The 18,083-nt window shown below is 60.3% G+C and carries 12 protein-coding genes and 5 pseudogenes; 6 read left to right on the top strand and 11 right to left on the bottom strand.

Annotated elements, in window-relative coordinates; genetic code table 11:
* Positions 1 to 39: 39 nt before the first annotated feature.
* Positions 40 to 711 carry a helix-turn-helix domain-containing protein gene (locus tag ACVDG8_RS08495; protein WP_455707635.1) on the bottom strand — a complete coding sequence of 224 codons (672 nt, stop codon included), beginning with the start codon at positions 709 to 711 and terminating at the stop codon, positions 40 to 42.
* Positions 712 to 713: 2 nt separating this feature from the next.
* Here ACVDG8_RS08495 and ACVDG8_RS08490 point away from each other — a divergent pair, with 2 nt between their 5' ends.
* Positions 714 to 1,913 (top strand): IS256 family transposase, encoded by a 1,200-nt coding sequence (locus tag ACVDG8_RS08490; RefSeq protein ID WP_023780675.1) that lies wholly within the window; start codon positions 714 to 716, stop codon positions 1,911 to 1,913.
* On the opposite strand, the gene ACVDG8_RS08485 is transcribed toward ACVDG8_RS08490, so the two are convergent.
* Positions 1,914 to 2,264, bottom strand: a complete 351-nt coding sequence (locus ACVDG8_RS08485) for a hypothetical protein (protein WP_447254303.1) — start codon at positions 2,262 to 2,264, stop codon at positions 1,914 to 1,916. It abuts the gene before it with no gap.
* A gap of 371 nt (positions 2,265 to 2,635) precedes the next feature.
* Here ACVDG8_RS08485 and ACVDG8_RS08480 point away from each other — a divergent pair, with 371 nt between their 5' ends.
* A complete protein-coding gene (locus ACVDG8_RS08480) occupies positions 2,636 to 3,631 on the top strand; it encodes a class I SAM-dependent methyltransferase (RefSeq protein ID WP_447254302.1) in 996 nt (331 codons plus the stop codon).
* A 15-nt stretch (positions 3,632 to 3,646) separates the two neighbouring features.
* Positions 3,647 to 4,576 (top strand): LysR family transcriptional regulator, encoded by a 930-nt coding sequence (locus ACVDG8_RS08475; protein ID WP_447254301.1) that lies wholly within the window; start codon positions 3,647 to 3,649, stop codon positions 4,574 to 4,576.
* Here ACVDG8_RS08475 and ACVDG8_RS08470 read toward each other — a convergent pair.
* From ACVDG8_RS08470 to ACVDG8_RS08460, 3 genes and pseudogenes are all read right to left on the bottom strand, one after another.
* A pseudogene (locus ACVDG8_RS08470) lies at positions 4,554 to 5,257 on the bottom strand (type II toxin-antitoxin system HipA family toxin); the annotation flags it as partial. The gene ACVDG8_RS08475 and the pseudogene ACVDG8_RS08470 overlap by 23 nt on opposite strands.
* 227 nt (positions 5,258 to 5,484) lie before the next feature.
* Positions 5,485 to 5,934 carry a response regulator gene (locus ACVDG8_RS08465; protein WP_447254300.1) on the bottom strand — a complete coding sequence of 150 codons (450 nt, stop codon included), beginning with the start codon at positions 5,932 to 5,934 and terminating at the stop codon, positions 5,485 to 5,487.
* Positions 5,935 to 6,793: 859 nt separating this feature from the next.
* A complete protein-coding gene (locus ACVDG8_RS08460) occupies positions 6,794 to 8,896 on the bottom strand; it encodes an acyltransferase family protein (protein WP_447254299.1) in 2,103 nt (700 codons plus the stop codon).
* A 710-nt stretch (positions 8,897 to 9,606) separates the two neighbouring features.
* Between ACVDG8_RS08460 and ACVDG8_RS08455 the strand changes: the two are divergent.
* A pseudogene (locus tag ACVDG8_RS08455) lies at positions 9,607 to 11,587 on the top strand (ABC transporter ATP-binding protein/permease).
* 363 nt (positions 11,588 to 11,950) lie between these two features.
* Here ACVDG8_RS08455 and istB read toward each other — a convergent pair.
* Positions 11,951 to 12,677 (bottom strand): annotated as a pseudogene (gene istB, locus ACVDG8_RS08450) (IS21-like element helper ATPase IstB).
* A pseudogene (gene istA, locus ACVDG8_RS08445) lies at positions 12,610 to 14,178 on the bottom strand (IS21 family transposase). The pseudogenes istB and istA overlap by 68 nt, the downstream one beginning before the upstream one ends.
* Before the next feature lie 571 nt (positions 14,179 to 14,749).
* On the opposite strand from istA, the gene ACVDG8_RS08440 reads away from it, so the two are divergent.
* Positions 14,750 to 15,058: a DUF768 domain-containing protein gene (locus ACVDG8_RS08440; protein ID WP_455707634.1), complete on the top strand. Its 309-nt coding sequence runs from the start codon at positions 14,750 to 14,752 to the stop codon at positions 15,056 to 15,058.
* Between the two features lie 193 nt (positions 15,059 to 15,251).
* Here ACVDG8_RS08440 and ACVDG8_RS08435 read toward each other — a convergent pair whose 3' ends face one another.
* Both ACVDG8_RS08435 and ACVDG8_RS08430 read right to left on the bottom strand, forming a co-directional pair.
* Positions 15,252 to 15,515, bottom strand: a complete 264-nt coding sequence (locus tag ACVDG8_RS08435; protein ID WP_447254297.1) for a hypothetical protein — start codon at positions 15,513 to 15,515, stop codon at positions 15,252 to 15,254.
* Between the two features lie 14 nt (positions 15,516 to 15,529).
* Positions 15,530 to 16,120, bottom strand: coding sequence for a hypothetical protein (locus ACVDG8_RS08430; protein ID WP_447254296.1), 591 nt, complete (start codon positions 16,118 to 16,120; stop codon positions 15,530 to 15,532).
* A 566-nt stretch (positions 16,121 to 16,686) separates the two neighbouring features.
* On the opposite strand from ACVDG8_RS08430, the gene ACVDG8_RS08425 reads away from it, so the two are divergent.
* Positions 16,687 to 17,166: an enolase C-terminal domain-like protein gene (locus ACVDG8_RS08425; protein ID WP_447254295.1), complete on the top strand. Its 480-nt coding sequence runs from the start codon at positions 16,687 to 16,689 to the stop codon at positions 17,164 to 17,166.
* 175 nt (positions 17,167 to 17,341) lie between these two features.
* Here the strand turns inward: ACVDG8_RS08425 and ACVDG8_RS08420 are convergent, their stop codons facing one another.
* Positions 17,342 to 17,668: a low affinity iron permease family protein gene (locus ACVDG8_RS08420; protein ID WP_447254294.1), complete on the bottom strand. Its 327-nt coding sequence runs from the start codon at positions 17,666 to 17,668 to the stop codon at positions 17,342 to 17,344.
* A gap of 276 nt (positions 17,669 to 17,944) precedes the next feature.
* Positions 17,945 to 18,073 (bottom strand): annotated as a pseudogene (locus ACVDG8_RS08415) (DUF2269 family protein); the annotation flags it as partial.
* Between the last annotated feature and the right edge of the window lie 10 nt (positions 18,074 to 18,083).

Raw genomic sequence — 18,083 nt, 5'->3', positions numbered from 1 at the left:
GTTTTTCAGATAGTTGCTGGAATAGGCAAAGGCATCGGTTCAAATTTTGCACCGGCGGCGAAACTCTGTCGGATTGACTCCGAACGCCCGCTTGAAAGCGATCGAGAAGTGGCTCGAACTGCCGAAGCCGCATTCCAGCGCGATCTCCGTTGCCGAGCTGCTGGTCGATCGCAGCATATCGGCCGACCGTTCCAGACGACGCTGCGCCATGAACGCATGCGGCGTCATGCCGGTCGACTGCTTGAAGGCCCTGCTGAAATGGAAACGGCTCACGCCGACCTCTTTTGCCAGATCGGCCAGAGTCGGCATTTCGTCCGGTGACGCCTCGATCATCGCGACCGCACGTTTGAGATCGAAAGAGGATAAACCTCCCTTCGCCGGCTCATGGAGGCTGCCGTTCAACCTGACCATTTGAACAAGCAGTTGCATGGCCTGGCTCTCGACCATTGTCACGCTGATCGGGTCGGGCTGCATGAGCTCGTTGACGACGCGCTGCAAGGCCATCTCGACCGTGGCGTCGCGAAATCCGATCGAAGCGGGCAGGTCGCCCGAGCGACGGTCGTGTCCCCACAGGTGGTGTAGCTCGGCGGTAGTGAAGCCGCTCGCGAGTGCGCCGTTAGTCGCGCTGTAGCGAGCGAGCGGCTTGCGGTGGTCATCGGCGCTTTCCGGTAGGGTTTGGTTGTTGACGCCAACCCAATTCGGAAGGACCACCGATGACCGACGACATGATGAACCTGCGCACGCTCGTGGAGAAGACCCCGGATGCCGATCTCCTGCGCGAGATGATCGGCTTTGCCGCCGAGCGGCTGATGGAAATGGAGGTTGGGGCCGCCACCGGCGCCGCCTATGGCGAGAAGAACCCGTTGCGCACGGCCCAGCGCAACGGCTATCGCGAGCGCGACTGGGAGACGCGCGCCGGCACCGTCGAGCTGCGCATCCCGAAGCTCAGGAAGGGCAGCTATTTCCCCGGTTTCCTCGAACCGCGCCGCATGGCCGAGAAGGCGCTGACCGCCGTCATCCAGGAGGCCTACGTCCAGGGTATCTCGACCCGCTCGGTTGACGACCTGGTCAAGGCCATGGGGATGAGCGGCATTTCGAAGAGCCAGGTCTCGCGGCTGTGCGAGGAGATCGACGGCAAGGTCAAAGCGTTCCTTGAAAGACCCATCGAGGGCGACTGGCCCTATCTGTGGATCGACGCCACCTACCTGAAGGTGCGCCGCGGCGGCCGCATCGTCTCGGTCGCCGTCATCATTGCCGTCGGCGTCAACGCGGACGGCCGGCGCGAGGTGCTGGGCATGGAGATTGGCACCTCGGAGGCCGAGCCGATCTGGACGGAGTTCCTGCGCAAGCTGACCCGCCGCGGCCTGCGCGGCGTCAAGCTCGTCGTCTCCGATGCCCATGAAGGCATCAAGGCGGCCGTCACCAAGGTGCTGTGCGCGACATGGCAGCGCTGCCGCGTCCACTTCATGAGGAACGTGCTGGCCCATGCCGGCAAGAGCGGCCGCAGGGTCGTCTCCGCTTTCATCGCCACCGCCTTCGCCCAGGAAACGCCCGAGGCCGCAAGCGTGCAATGGCGCGCCGTCGCCGACCAGATCCGGCCGAAGGTGCCGAAGTTGGCGACAATCATGGACGACGCCGAGCCCGACGTGCTGGCCTACATGACCTTCCCGAAAGAACACCGCGCCAAGCTGCACTCGACCAATCCGATCGAGCGTCTCAACGGCGAGATCAAGCGGCGCACCGAGGTCGTCGGAATCTTCCCGAACGACGATGCGATCGTGCGTCTGGTCGGCGCAATCCTGCTCGAACAGAACGATGAATGGGCAGTGCAGCGGGCCAGATATATGACTCTGGAAACGATCAGCCAGATGAGCGATGATCCCCTGATCAGCTTGCCAGCCGTGGCGCGCTGATCAGCCCGGCCCATGCCGGAGAGCACGGCGACCAATGCCGTCAGCTACACCACTCCCCGGGACACGATCCGAGCGACGGCGCACCATTCCCCCGAACGCCTCGTCGGCGAACGCCTGCTCAATGGAGACCAGAAGGTAGGCGCCCGTCGGCTCTCCCTCGTCCCACCCCGTCCAGTCACTGCCTGCTGGCATGTGGATTACCGAGCCGGCGCGCCGCGGCGAGAACGAGATGCGGCGGCCATCAACGAAGTCTTCTCCACGGCACGCGGCGCCTTTCAGATTCATCAGGAATATGTGGCCCGGAAAGGAGATGCCCGTTTCCTGGCGCGCCAGACCTGTCCTCTTGATCAAGTCTGCCCGCACGTTTCCCCAACTCTCATGTTGGTGCGCGAACGTTAGATGCTGCGAGCGGCGTAACTTTTCGGGGTCGAGACAAAGAGTATCCACGCAGAGAGCAACCTTCGCACCAAAAGCAGCCCCCTCCCGTGTTGTGCAGAACCACGGGTTGCTGGACAACTCACAAATAACTCAGGATTGGTAGAAGATGTCACTTTAGTAAAAAAACGGCAATCGAATGAAAGCCGCTCGTATTGTGCCAGCCTACCAGTGCCTCGCCGAAGACTCGAAGCGGCTTGAAACATTAGGCCACTCTTAAGTTAGTGGTGTTTCCGCGCCGAGCTCTTGGCAGCTCACCAAAGCAACGTGTGGGAGGCATTATTCCGATGCGTGGTCTTAGCGACTTTCTGGCCGAGTGCGATCATGGTCCGCGGATCAACGAGCTGGCCGGCTTTTTCGCGGCGACAGCCGCAGGCAAGAGCGGCATGCCGGTCCGTAGACCTCAGGCCGATGCCCGTCTTCTGCCGGGTGATGGGTTGTTGCACGATCTCGTTAGCCTGCATGCTTCCCGGCAAGGCTTCTTTGACCAGCACTACCATGGCAGCATTCCTTACAGATTGGAGGAGGAGTGCCGGATGGCCTACGCCGTGTTGAAATATGCTCGGTCCCGTGGCGGCCCTCTGTCGCTATACAGCCTTGGAACAGCGGAAGGCACGATGGCCAGGACGCTGTCCGAGTTCTCCGGCGGGCAGATTCTTTCGCTGTCGTGCAGCCCGAATCCCGAAAACTACAAATCCTTCATGGCGTATGGCGAGCCGGCCCACGCCGAGTTCTTCATCGGCCCGTTTCACTGGTTGACCAAGGATGTGCTCGGATCTGACCGGCGGCTCGCGAAATTCACGCAAGGCTTCGATATCATTCTCGAGGACACGACCTTTCAGATGTACTCACCAAACCGACCCAAACAGATCGAGTTCGTGACCCAGCACCTCAAGGAAGGCGGCATCTTTGTGTTCGTCGAGAAATTCCGGGCAGCGGATGAAGGCGACTACCGGCGCCGCGAGGACCAGAAGGATTACGGCTTTAAGGCACGGTATTTTCCGCAGGACGAAATCGAGCGGAAGAAAACCGCCGTGCTGGGGACAATGTTCAACAACGAAGCGACGTTAGTGGAGATGTCTCGCGCAGTGCGTGCGCAGTTCAAGCATTGCATCATGACGTGGAACAGCGGCAACTTCTGCAGTCTCGCGGCAAGCAACAGCAAGGAAAATCTCGGCCTCTACGTTTCGCAGATGCCGGCGGCCGCCATTCCGCACGAATATGTCTACGAGGATAGCGTATCCCCAGCCTCACCGACTGCGGTGGCGGAAATTCCAGCCTGACGAAGCCATGGCGACATGACGCGGAACGGGAACGCCATCCAGTTATTGACCTACGCCTTTGCGGCCATGGATCACGGCAGCCTGCATCAGGCGGCAAGAGCGCTCAGGGTCCAGGAATCCTCGGTCAGCCGCAACGTCGTCAAACTCGAACAGCTTCTCGACATGCAACTCTTCGAGCGCAGCGTGCGCGGGGTTCGGCTGACAGCGACTGGCCGAGCCTGGATCGAAATCGTACGGGCTCACTACGAAGGGCTGCTTGATGCTTTTGCTGACCGCGTCCGCGACAACGATGATGCCAAGACGCTTAGGATCGGACTGTGCTGGGTGACAGGAGGAGACTTCCTCAAGCGGCTCATTGATCGTTTCGGCACGAGATATCCGGAGATTGGCCTGACCGTTGAGAATGTGTCGTCTGGGCAGTGCCTGGCGGCCGTACGCCGCAGGCGCTGTGACATTGTGTTTACGCACGATTCCGGCGCTGTCAAATCCTGCAGCAGCGAGGTGTTCTGGCAGGAGCGGCTCTTCGTGCTCCTGCCGTCTTGTCATTCGCTTGTCGCCAGGTCGGTGCTGACATGGTCGGATCTCGCCGGCATGCCCCTGCTTGTTCCAGTTGGATTGGAAGGGCCGCCGTTGGATCTATGCTTGCTGGAACGGGTTGCGGCCGACGGCGGCCCGGCCGTTCAAGCGTGTCGCGCGAACCAGGCGACTGTCATCTTCAAGGTGCAACTCGGGCAAGGCGTCACTTTCGCCGGGGAAAGCTATGCCAGGACAATTGCAACCGAGTCCGCCCTGTGGCGGCCGCTTGATGGTAAAAACAGCATCAGTTCAATCAAAGGCGTGTGGCTCGAATCCAATCCAAAACGTGCTGTCCTGCGCCTGATCGGCCTCGCCAGGAATATGGCGGCGGCAACGCGAACCAAGCCTAGAGCGCCAAGCCCCTGTTGAGATCATCGTGCTCGAAGGCGCTGGCCATACGATTGATCTCGGCCGGCTTGCGCCCACCGCCTTGGCGACATCGCGCCAGGTCGAAGTCACGGCGGCGACCTCCTTGATGATCGTTCGCGCCTGCGCAAGTGTCAGCGCAAAATATTCTGCGACCGCCTCCAGCAGATCAAGCGAACACGTCCCTTCATCGAGATCGATGTTTGTCGTCAGAACCCGCGGCTTGAGGTCAGTCGGAACCGGATTGAGATCGTAGGCAGGCGAGAGAGATCATCCTGTTCTTCCCAGCCAAAGGAAGCCGTGGCTGCGTAGATGGTCATCGACATTGGATATCATCACGTGGAAGACGACACGACGGTAGAGGGCATGCGCGTCGGTTTTTCCCTGTGCGCCATGGCGCGTGAGCGCATCGACCATGTCGGGATAACTGCCACGCTCGCCATTCTTGGCGCCCATCATCGCCATGGCGGACAGGAATGGGGTTCGCGTCTCGCCATCGCGATCGAAACGCGTCGACAGCATCACCGGCTTGCCGGCGACTTTGATGAGTTCGTGCCGCGGCGTGATGATGCCGGCTCGGCCCGCCAGGCGCAACGCGATCTCTTCCCATGTCTCGATGCTGTAGTCGTCCATTTCTTTGGGGAATTTGGCGATCGCGAGACGGCCATGTTGGTCGATGATTGACGGGTATATCAGCAAGGGAAACCGCCATGACTTTTGTGATAGAACGGCTGGCCGCCTTCGTTGCGGCGACCCGCAAGGAACATCTCAGCGCCGAGGTCAAAGCGAAAGCGGAACGCGCTGTTCTCGACACGCTCGCGTCGCTGGTGGCGGGCGTTCCAACGGAAAACGCAAGGCTTTCCAGCCGCTCGGCCCTCGCATGTAACGGGCCATCTGCGCGGTTCGATCGACTACGACTGGGCAAAGGACGGACTTGTTGTCACCCTGAAGGTCCAGCCGGAACGCCTTGCGCAATAATCGCCCAAGTGACCTTCGATAGGGCAAGGCGTGGGTTCAATCAGCACTGGCCGGTTTCGGCTACCCGGTATCAGAGCGACACGAGGTCTCGCAAGCATGTTGCCACCGCTGCAATCATATGGCTTGCCGAAGAACATGCTGCCTTCCGGCAGGTCCGCTACCGCAACGCCGCAAGGGCCTGACGTCACCACGATCTTGATGGGCGGCCATCGATCGCGAACGGCGGCCGAAAGTTTCAGGCTATCCATACTGCCTGGCATATCGATATCCGTGAACATCACTTGAATCATGACATCGGACTCAAGTATGGCGATGGCTTCGTGGGCATTGGCCGCCTCGAAAACCACAAACCCTCCGCTGCGCAGAGATTCCGCGATGTCCATGCGGATGAACAGTTCTCGTCTTCGACAACCAAAACACCTATAGGTAGCGACATTAGACCGTACCTATCTGTAATTGCTCTCAACTCCTGCGCGCCGAAATCGCTCCATTAAAACAGTTACGAGCCCCTCGGTCGGGCGCTGCATGCCGGCCATTGCGGACCGCTAACGCAACCACCCATGGGCATCTCAACCTTGCGCATCGCTAGAAACGGGATGCGCCCAATATGCGAACAGCGATGGCGTCGAACCCGCCTTTGTAAATCCTCGACAAGACGGCTTGCGCTGTTTCCGCTCTCTGCTGTGTACATCCCCGTAGATCGCCGCCGCCCAGCCTCGCTGGACTGTCTGTGACACGATCCCACACTGCCCAGGTGCCACTCCCCTCGACATGGCAGTAGAATCGACGTTGGTGATTTTGCATAACAAGGAACTCGCCAACCGCTCTTTGGCTGCATTGTATCGAGGAAGCTGGTTAATTGGGACGATAGTTGCGGGAACGGTGCGACAGCATAGATCCACCCAATCGGAGCGCGGCGCAGCTGCTACCGAAATTTCTTGACAGGTCGGCCCGAGGGTCCGTTAGCCCGCCGCATACGCAAAATCGGCTAACCAGTGCGCTTGGACGTGGTGATCGCATACGCCTGGATGGCCTCCAGAGGAGTTTCTAGAGTTCGCCGCGGGCCGGATTGGCCTAGCCGTCGCGCGCCTCATGGTGCATGTGAAGATCGGCTTTGCGGCGCCTTTCAGCTGACATTCCACATCAAATAGGGGACAGCCCCATTGATCCGACATACCCGATGGCTCCAGTTATGTAGCGCCTCTAACCTACTGCTCGTGCCCGAAGACCCCTTAGTGGCCACTAAGGCCGGTTTGGCGGATCCTCCAATCCAAGCCTGCCCTTACCTATTACTGGATCGAGCAGGCTGCGGCATTCGTCACTTGTCAACATCCCCCGATCGGCGAGACCGTCCTGAATTTTGGCGATGACCTGGTCAGCCGAAAACGTCCCCTGTAATCCGTTGGGCAGAATTCCAGGCCGACCTTGGCTTCCATTCGGCTCGGACTGGCGATGTCGCGCCGGAATTTGTGCAGGCGAGCCGTAGAAGCGCACCATGTTTTCGATTTGGGCATCGTTGCCGTGACCAGTCACATTGCCGACATGGAGAGCGGTAGCTTGTGTACCCGTCCATGCGATCGGCGCCCAATTAGAGCTCGCTTTGACGTATCTGCTTCCGGCACGCAGCCCCATCCAGAAAAGCCACACGTCATCAGCATTCGGGCAGAGCTTCATGAATTGGCTCTCCTCTATCACTTCGGGGGCGAGTGAAGTCGGGGAGTAGAGGACGCCGCCAACGCCGGTGGGAAAGAGCATTTGCGTGTCGTCCCTGACGGCCTGGTCCCATTTGCTATAAGGCTGGATTTGCCCCGCGATGTCATAGGTGATCGAGTGCGCGCGATGACACACAATCGTCGGCTCTCCGGCGAATTCTCTGGCTTTCGTGGCGAGTGCTGATAGCCATCGGCTGGCGTAATAGACGTCATCGTCCGCGGTGACGAGATAGGCCTGCGGAAATTCGATCAGCGCGGGTATGATTTTCTTGTAGGAGCGAGTGTCCTTGGCCACTCGAATTTCAAGACCGTCTGCCTTTAAAGCGGTCACTGACGACGGCAGCACCGCCAGGTCCTTGGCTGCAACCCACAGGATCGTCCTGTCTGCTTTGACTGTCTGCGACAAAAGGCACTTGATTGTCAGGGCCAGGGTTGGGAATCGAGGGGGATAGGAAGTCAAGGACACGATCACTTCACCAGGCAATCCGCTTGGACGGCCTTCCCGCCGCAAGAGCCAACGCGTGTGCACAAGCAGCGTCGCCAGTAGCCTTGCAAGAGAATCCAACATAGGCGACATATATGCGGCGAAGCGCCACGAAAGTGCATGGCGCACGCTGCCGAGAAGCTTTCCAGCTAGGCCGCTGCCTGTCCCCAGAAACCAGGGCGCTAGAATTGGTGACCGCTTCAACGAGAGATAGGCCGCGTACGACACGCCGACCGTCACGAGCAGGAGGACGACGTCGTTGGACGCCCCCAAATCGCGCAAGGAATAGTGTACGAACTGGTGGACAAACATGATCGCCAAGGATGCTTCGCCCAGGGGCGCAAGCATCACGCCGATCTTCGTTCTTGCGGTAAGCACCCGTATGCCTGAGAGGAACACCAACGATAGAGAAAGCGCCAGCAGGAGGCCTAGGAGCGGCGGGCCAAAGATCGAGTACTTCATGCTGAATTCGAGATTGAACCCGTTCGCTTTTGCAATCAGCGCCGCGCTGCAGACACCCGCTAGGAATGCGAGTTGCACGATAAAGCGGGGCCAATTGGTGCGCAGGAGATGCCCAAACCAGTAGCAAGGCAACGCGAGCGGCACAGCGGCAATGGCCCAAGGCGAAAAGTTCTGCGGCCAAAGCGTCGAAATGGCGTACGCCAACAAGGTACTGAACAAGATGCACGCAAGGGCGCGTGGATCCTCCGGGCGTGACGTCCACGCAATGATTTCGTTGTAAAGCAACTGGGTGAGGAAGAGACAGGGAATGAACCAGAAAACGCCGAAGTCTCTAACCAGATACATGCCCCCGAAGAGATCGTTGCGAGCCATCTCGCGCAGTTCCCAGGCAGCCGGCGTGTCGTGAAGGACCAGCCTGCGAAGGAGGACTGCCAGGGTCAGGGCAAGCAGAAACGCCCCATATGGTATGAGAAGGCCGCCAATCTTTTTCCAGAAAAGTTCGTTTCGATCGGCAGGTCGAAACAGGTAGCCTGAGAGAACGAAAAACAGCGGCATATGGAAAAGGAAAATTGCCTGGGTGAGGGCCGAGTCCCATGATTTGGATCCTTCGCTCGTGATGTGCGCTGCGACGACGAGCAGAATCCCGGCGCCTTTAGCGGCATCCAACCAGACTTCACGCACTGCCATGGGATGCGTTCCTAGCGATACTTGATAAATTCCTACAGCACTAATTTAGCATCTGCAACATTAGAATGTTGCGATGCACAAGCAGGGTTCTCGTGAACAGCAGCGGATGTAAGGAGCCGAACCACAGCTCGGCATTTCCCGCAGTGCGAGCGCCTAACCGGCCACCCCGGCTCGCGGCGAATTGGTCCCGGATTGCCGCCAAAACGATCGCCGCGCTTTGCCCACCCATCACTCCTTCCTTCGGGCAATTTAAGGTTTCACGCGTTTTAAGGTTTCACGCGTTCCTGGAGCAGACGTTGCAGCCGCGACGATCCCGGGCGAGACGCAGACCCGCTGCGATAAGTTTGGTAAGGATGTGTGTGGCGTCGATAGCGCGCTCCGCGCAAGGCGGTCAGCGACCCATTCCTGAACATAAAGCCTGCTTCTACGAGCGGTTTGTACGGATGTTACAAAAGACCGCTTATTCGCAAATGATGGCGACCGCACGTCCGCGCAGCCAGTGGCAAGCCGCAGCTTCGCCGCTTGGAATCGAGATCATCGCCGCTTAAGTCCAGGATCTGGCCGGGCGTCTCGCTGGCGATATCACTCACAGTCCGGTGGAACACGCTAGGACCGATCAGGCCGCCATCGGCTGGGCAGCAAGTCAGCCTGCCAGCCTCCCGAAGTTCGATGTGGTGAAACCTTTTGGTCGTCAGGCCGTTGTCGGCCGCATGTCCCAAACCAGATCCCGGCCTCAAGCTGCCAGCAGCGTCAAACGTCGCGGCACCGCGAAATCGCGCCAGCTGGAGAAGCAAACCCTCGGGGCCGTATCCAAATCTCCCGACGGAGCCATCCCACCTCCCGACGTCATCGAACCCGACGCCAAGCTTACGCCCGAGCAGGCCGAAGGGCTCCGCAAGAAGCACCTGCTGAAGCGCTTCTGGATCAGCGCTCGAGTATATTGGAGCCGCAAAGGCGACAGGCTGGCGTGGCCGTTCACCATTGGCCTGCTGGCCCTGATCGTCATCAATGTCGGCGTTCAGTATGGCATCAACGTCTGGAACCGATCGATTTTCGATGCCATCGAGAAGCGTGACGCCCATACCGTCTATTTCCTCAGCATCGTGTTCCTGCCCCTCGTGGCCGGCAATGCGGGGCTGGTCGTGGCGCAGGTGTTCCTGCGCATGACGCTTCAGCGCCGCTGGCGCTCCTGGCTGACCACGTCGATTATCGGACGATGGTTGGCCAATGGCCGCTATTATCAACTGAACCTTGTCAGCGGTGACCATCAGAACCCCGAGGCCCGCATTGCTGAAGATCTTCGTATTGCCACGGAGTCGCCTGTCGATTTCGTGGCCGGGGTCATTTCAGCGTTTCTGGCCGCGGCCACTTTTATCGTGGTTCTCTGGACAATCGGCGGCGCTCTCACTTTGCCGCTCGCGGGCTCAAGCATCACAATTCCAGGCTTCCTGGTCATAACAGCGGTCATCTATGCCGCCATCACCTCCACCTCGATGGTCTTCATTGGCCGTCATTTTGTCGAGCTGTCGGAGAGGAAAAATCAGACAGAGGCTGAGTTTCGCTACACGCTGACGCACGTGCGCGAAAACGGCGAGAGCATCGCACTGCTCGGTGGTGAAGAGGAGGAGCGCAGCGGCATCGACAAAACCTTCGCTCATGTCCTGAGCCAATGGGCGTTGCTGACCGGACAGCATATGCGCACGGCTCTGGTGTCGCAGGGGTCGAGCCTGTTTGCGCCAGTCGTGCCGGTGCTGCTTTGCGCGCCCAAATTCCTTGAAGGCTCAATGACCCTTGGACAGGTCATGCAGGCGGCCTCCGCTTTCGCCATCGTGCAGGGCGCGTTCGGATGGCTGGTCGACAATTACCCACGCCTGGCGGACTGGAACGCTTCAGCGCGGCGCGTCGCCTCGCTGATGATGTCGCTCGACGGGTTGGAACGCGCGGAGCAAAGCGAGGCCTTGGGGCGCATCGGTCGTGGCGACACGCAAGGCGATACGATGCTTAGCCTGAAGGACCTCTCAGTGTCTCTCGACGACGGCACCGCAGTGGTCAAGGAAACCGAGGTCGCGATCGAAGCTGGCGAGCGTGTCTTGGTCGCCGGCGAGATCCGGATCAGGCAAAAGCACTCTTGTGCGCGCGATCGCGGGGCTGTGGCCGTGGGGTGGAGGCAGCGTCAATTTCCGTCCCGGCAAGCGGATGTTCATGTTGCCGCAACGGCCCTACATTCCTTCGGGTACGCTGCGCCGAGCGGCAGCCTATCCTGGTGCGGCAGACAACTGGACGATAAAAGAAATCCGGGCCGCCCTGGATAAGGTAGGCCTCGGTCATTTGGGTGACAGGATCGAGGAGGAGGCCCCTTGGGACCAGACGCTGTCGGGTGGCGAAAAGCAGCGGCTCGCTTTTGCGCGCCTCTTGCTGCACGCGCCCGACATTGTCGTGCTGGATGAGGCGACCGCAGCACTCGATGAGAAGAGCCAGGACAAGATGATGGAGACCATCATCCACGAGTTACCTGATGTGACCATCATAAGCGTTGCACATCGGGTCGAACTGGAAGCTTACCACAGCCGCAAGATCACCCTGGAGCGGCGCAAGGGTGGCGCAAAGCTGGTCAGCGATATCGATCTTGTCCCGCGCAAGAGCGGCCGAAAACTGCTGGCAAGCCTACTGCGGCGCCGACGTTCCGCGTAATTGCGGATAGAGCAGGAAGCACGCTGGACGGCGCGACAGATGTCGCTCGTCGTTGAGGCGAGCTGGCAAATCTGAAGACCTTGACGGCCTGTCCGAACCGCCGGCACGCGCTGTTGGAGACCCGCAGGCCTTCGGCATCGAAGCGCGGCGCCTCATCCAGGGTACCGACCAGGTCATCACGTCGCGAGAGTTCGAAGGCCACGAACGCGTAACTGTCAATGACCACGGAATCGGGGCCCTGTTTTTTCGCGCAAAAGGGACCCCGGCTTTCGGTGTTGAGAGGCACGCCGGTAAGCGCCCGATCAGGCGAAGCTGGTCGGGGTTGCACAGCCTGATCGGGCGCGACTGATTGGCTTTCGGACTTCAGCTTTGAGAGCGGCTCTTGAAGCGCCAGGATTCGTTGCCAGTCTCGGCGATCTCGCAGTGATGGGTGAGGCGGTCGAGCAGCGCGGTTGTCATCTTGGCGTCGCCGAAGACGCTCGGCCATTCCCCGAAGGCGAGATTGGTGGTGATGATGACACTGGTGCGTTCGTAAAGCTTTGAGACCAGATGGAAGAGCAACTGCCCGCCGGCCTGGGCGATAGCCGAGTTCATCGAAGACGACAAAGTCAAGCCGGGTAAGGTGATCGGCAATGCGGCCCTGCCGGCCGGCACGGGTCTCGGTCTCGAGCCTGTTGACGAGGTCGACAACGTTGAAGAAGCGCCCGCGTGCGCCGTTGCGGATGAGAGAACGGGCAATGGCGATCGCCAGATGCGACTTGCCGGTGCCTGTCCCGCCGACCAGGACGACATTGCGCTGATCGGCGACGAAGGCGCCGCCGGCGAGATCGCGGATCAGGGGTTCGTTGACCGGCGTGTCGGCGAAGTCGAAGTCCTCGATGTCCTTGGCCAGCGGCAACTTGGCGACGGCGAGCTGGTATTTGATGGAGCGGGCCTGCTTCTCCGATATCTCGGCCCGCAAGAGGTCACCGACGATCCTGGGCGGCTCGTGCTGTCGCTTGATGGCGACGCCCATGATCTCGTCATAGGCGCTGCGCATCCCGTAGAGCTTCAGCGCCCCCATCAGTTCCAGAACCTCGGTGCGTTCCATGGCCGTTTGTCCTCCTGAGACTGTCATAGCGGGCGCAGTCGGCGACCGGCTCGTGAGCCAGCTTCAGCGCCTGGGGAATGGAAAGGATCGTGCCGGGCGCCGGATCGCGGCTGCGGGCCAGGATGTTGAGGATTACCGCCGCCGAAGAGACGCCATGCTCGAGCGCTTCCTGGCAGGCGGCCTCGACCGCGCTCAATCCGTCGGTCAGCACGCAGGTGAGGATCGACACCATCTGCCGGTCGCCGTCATCGGCCGCCCTTAGCTTGCGGCGCACCTTCTCCATGGCTGATGGCAGAACCCATTCCCGGAAAGGCGCGCCATTGCGCAGGCCGCCCGGCTTGCGGGCCAGCACCGGCACGTAGTGCCAGGGATTGTAGACGACCTCGTTGCGGCCGAAAGAGCGTGCGTGCTCGCCGACGACCGCGCCATCCTGGCGGATGACGATGCGGTCGGCATAGGCATGGATCTCGACGGGCCGGCCGACGGCGCTCGACAGCACCGAGTATTTGTTGTTGTCGAAGCGCACCGTGCAGGTCTTCGACACCGATGCGGGAATGCAGTGGAAGCCGTCAAAGCGCCCGGCATAGGGAATGAAGCTGGCGCGCTCTTCCTCGAACACCTCCCAGATAGTCCGATCCCCCTGCTCGGGATGGCGATGCGCCTTGGCATAGGCGACGCATTTGTCGGCCAGCCAGCCGTTGAGATCCTCCAGCGTCTTGAAGCGCAGCCTCGGCGTGAAGAAGCGCTCACGCACCAGACCGACCTGGTTCTCGACCTGACCCTTCTCCCAGCCCGCCGCCGGCGTGCAGGCCTCCGGCTCGACAAGATAATGCCCGCACATCTGCGCAAAGCGGCGGTTGTAGCGGCGATCCCTGCCGATGAAGATCGCGTCCACTGCCGTCTTCATGTTGTCGTAGATGCCACGCGTGCAGGCGCCGCGGAAGAAGCTGAACGCCCGGTCATGGGCGTCGAACACCATCTCCTGCGTTTCGCGCGGATAGGCCCGCACGAAGAACATACGGCTGTGGCAAAGCCGCATGTGCGCCACCTTCACCGTTACCGTCACGCCGTCGAGCAGAACGATCTCGTGGCTCCAGTCGAACTGATAGGCCCCGCCCGGCGCAAAGCTCAACGGAATGTAGGCTTCGGCCGCGGCGCTGCCGCGATCCGCCTCCCAACTCTGAGCATGCCGCCACACCGAACTTTAGCTGCCGTCATAGCCGAGGCCGCGAAGCTCCTCGAAGACCCGGATCAGTGTCAGCCGCTCCCGCTGAGACTTGGCCGCATTCGCCGACAGCAGCCGATCCAACTCGTCACGCCAGGCGCCCATCCGGGGATAAGGCTGATGCTTGCGCTCGTAGCGGAACTCTGTCTCCTCGGAACGCAAAACCTTGCGCACCACCTTCCGGGAGATCTTCAGCTCCCGGCAGATCGCCTTGATCGACTTTCCCTGCACCAGCGACAGCCGGCGTATCTTTGCAATCCTCTCCACAACCAACATCCAAAACACAAATGCCTCCGATCAAACCGGAGGCATCTTGATGACCCCATCGTTAAGGGGTCGCGTTTGGACGAAAATCACCCCTCAAACAGGGTCCTCATTCCATGAAAAATCACAGTCTCACTTGGTGCCGACGTATAAGCGGCTCGTGCGCGGTCCGACGGAGCACGTGGTCGGCGCGTATTGACGCGGCAGAAGATCAGGGCGCGAGCCTAGATCCCGTGGCCCCTTCGGACCTGATGAGAGCCGTCCAAGAGGGCTCCTCGGCGCCAAATCGAACTTTGATCCCGATGTCATGATGGCTGCTGCTGAGAAGAATGTCGGACGCGCTCGGCCAAAGCAACGAAGCCTCCCGCTTGCCGGCGTCGCGACTGGGCAGCTCGACCCCGTCGTCGGCACTGCCGTCGCCTGCCGTCGGTGCAAGGGACTAAAGACGCACGAGGTAAGCCCACAGTCCCTAAGGGTCTGGTCGCCAAAATTATCGCGGCGAGACTTTGCAATTGAACCGCACCGGAGGATTCTGCGCATTTCGCCCGCCCCTAAGGGGAACCTAATGTAGCGCGCGTTCTTAATGGTTTTGATGAGCGCTCGCGGCATAAACTTCTTTCACCAATGGATGGCAGAGCACCTGCCGAATGCCGCGACCAATGATCCCGTTGCTGTGAGTGACCTCGCCGACGAGATGATGAAAGCGGCCGCCCGCGTAGGTATTCCGGCCGGCGAGATCGACGAGGAAGTGGACAGCATTTTCGAGGTGATCTTCGAGGCGATGCGCCCTCGGGAAAGTAACCTGCCCGAGGGTTACCAAGCCCCCTTGAATTTGTTGGCCGAGCGGCTGGCAAGGAGGCCGGCATCTCGGTGGTTCAAGCCGGGGAGTTGATCAAGCGCATCGGCACAGATTGGGATGCGCTCCTCAACGAAGCTCATTTCCTGAAAGAGCTAGAAGGCAGACTGGCTAAGGAATGATCCCAAGGTTCTATGTTGTAGAGGCGTAAGACCGACCTTTTGCGGTAGAGGCAGTGGATTTAGACCACGGAAGGTGCCTGGGATATCGTCCGCACATTGCTGCTTGTTCACTCCATGTCGGGCACGTCGCCGCTCACAAACAGGGTCTTCGGCGGGCCATAGTCTCCAAGCGCCGGATCGGCGTCCCGGCTCCACGCGATGACGCCAACATGCTTGCCAGCCAGGGCTCTTGCGGTCCGGATCGCCCGCTCTTCGCTTTGCTGATCAGTTGGGCCGTACATCGGAAATAGATCACCGTCGTCACTGCGGTCAAACGCGACGACGACGATGAGCTTGGGCTTTTTCTGCTCCGGAGGGACGTGGGACGACATTTTCGACACCTTTCTCAATTGAGGGGCGCGGATCCCGCCTCGAGCGCGTCGATAGCGTCGAGCACAGCTTGGCGCTTCGGCTCGACAGGCTCATCGGGAGTGAATTGGGCACATGCCAACGGCGTGTATGCAACTGTCACCGCCATGACGAGTTCTCTCGCTAAGGATCCATCGGCCATGTCGTTGGTCGCCGTGCAGGCCAGTTCTCCAATCCTCATGTCATGGAACTCGTTCTTACCGTCCTCAGCTTTTATGATGGCGCGCAGTTGCGCCAACGCCGTGACGCGGTCGACAAGCTGCGTCTCCGGGTCAGTAAGCAACTGTAGGCCATGAACCTGTCGCCGGCTCTCGTCCGACCAGCCCTCACAGCACGCCTTGATTGCTGCATTGCAGGCCGCCCACCAAACCTCGGCGGCGGCATACTCGTCTTCCAACGGCTCCTGGTCGGGCGGGAAACCCTTGTCGTCCCAGCCTTCGACCGCGAACGAGCCTTCGGCTGCCTTCTCACCCGCCATACCGGCGCGCTTCAGCACTTCCTTTGCCGCTGCGATGCCGCGTCGCTTTTCCTCAGGGGTGGCGCCCCTGGCATTCATCACTATGTCCATGGCCAGTGTCTCTGTGACGTCTGTCCAAGAGTGAACGAAAAGGGAACAGAGAGTCAAGAGACCGCTTGACCGGGGAGAGTATGTTCCTCATTTTACAGTATGCTTGATATCTACAGCCCGAAACAAACGCGCCCAGCTACTTGTCGACGCTGATCTAGTCGCCACGCCGGGTGGCCTGCCGCTATTGCAAGTGCCGGCGTAATTAGCAGCCTTGCGACCCGATCCAGATCTTCGGCGATGCCGACGTCGATTCCCTCGCTGAACCATGACCTGCGAGAAAGGCGGGCGGGATTACGGGTTTGTGGACGTAGAAGCCTTCGTGCCGACCGGCCGAGAAGCCACCGGCCTGCGCATCCGCTGCCTGAAGTGATCAAAATAAAACCGTGCCGGTGTGGAAAGAGGACAGCAGCCAGCTGTTGACCAGCATAGGTTCTATCTCGCGGCCGGGTTCACCGCGGTAAAAATCAAAGTAGGCAAGGATGACCTGTCAGAGGATGTAGCCCGGGTAAAGCCATTCGGGACCGCATCGGCCCGCACATCCCCTTCATGGTTGACGCCAATTACGCGTGCGACGTTCCTCGGGCGATCGAGGCGGCGAAAGCATTCGCACCTACGATCTGTTGTGGTTCGAGGAGCCGATCATACCGGACGACTATCAGGGCTATGCTAAAATCGCCGAGGCGACCGGCATGCCGCTCGCCATGGGAGAGAATTTGCATCTGAACGAAGAGTTCGAGCAGGCCTCCGCCTGGTCCAAGCTTTCCTATGTTCAACCCGACGCTTCAAATTGTGGCGGCATCACGGGCTGGCTGCGGGGTGGCCGATCCTGCACGCACGGCCGGCATTCGCGTGTGCAGTCACGGCATGCAGGAACTCCATGTCAGCTTGGTCGCGGCCAATCCACGGCCGGTTGGGTCGAGGCGCATGGTTTCGATATCGACCTCTACACCACCCGACCGCTCAAGCTTCAGGACGGGGCTGGCGATCGCCCCCGACGAGCCGGGCGTGGGTGTCACCTTCGACTGGCACAAACTGGGTGGCTTTGAGCAACAGAGATCGACCGCTGTCTGTTTTGGTGGCTGACTGAGACTATGACGGCCTTGTGGCTCCACGAAAGAACTTTGTCTGTCTCGCACGTTGCCGCGGCGTGCCATATGCGGGGCCGTCGACAAGGGTTTCACGGCCTATGAGGCGGAGCGTCGCCCTTCGAAACGCCGCGCATCAATCGCTCTGCTGCTTGCGATGGCGGTGCTTTTCGATTTCCTCGGGCTCTTCATCGTCGATGCGCGTGATGTTCGAGGCATTGTGATCTGATCGCAGGATCTCATCCAGTTTGGCGTGGATGGCTTGCGTGTCGCGGTGCTCCGCTCGCTGGATGAACAGCGTCATAGCCCAGGTGAAAAGGGTAGCCGCTCCATGCCAGTCCAAGCTCTGTCGCTCGAAGATCATCCAAAGGAGCGCGTAGGCCAACAGGACCAGGAATGCGGCGGGACGTGAGGTCAGTGTGCCGATGTAGGTAAGCACGCCGGTGACGGGATGTTTGCCCATCCCAAAGAACTCACGGCGGTTAGCCTGGTTCCCGACCTCTGCATGCTGCGCCTCCGTGAGCCGGCCGGGCGAGGGATGAACTCACGGCGGGTGGGGTGTTTCCGCGTCCATTTGGTGGTCGAGATGGTGATCCATCTCCGGACAGCGACGGCCGGTGCTTCGGTCAGCGCGATGGTGGCAGCAGAGCGTTGGTTTCGCCGTTGCCCGCGAGAAAGCGCACGTGAGTTTCTCAGTTGCAAAACTCCTTCGATCAAGTTGGTTGCCGATCCTGCGCAGCTACAACGCCGGCCACCCGATTGCCGGGCGCGCAATCATCAGCCAGAAAATGGCGAGCACGGCGGCGAAAGCGGGGAAGCCGAAGGCAAACCAACGCCTGAACAGCTGATTGTAGCGCTCTGGCGGGGGTTGGTTGGAC

The sequence above is a fragment of the Mesorhizobium sp. ORM8.1 genome (assembly GCF_053005525.2).
Note: the sequence above shows the minus strand (reverse complement) of the source record. Positions and strands in the feature narration are given on the sequence as shown.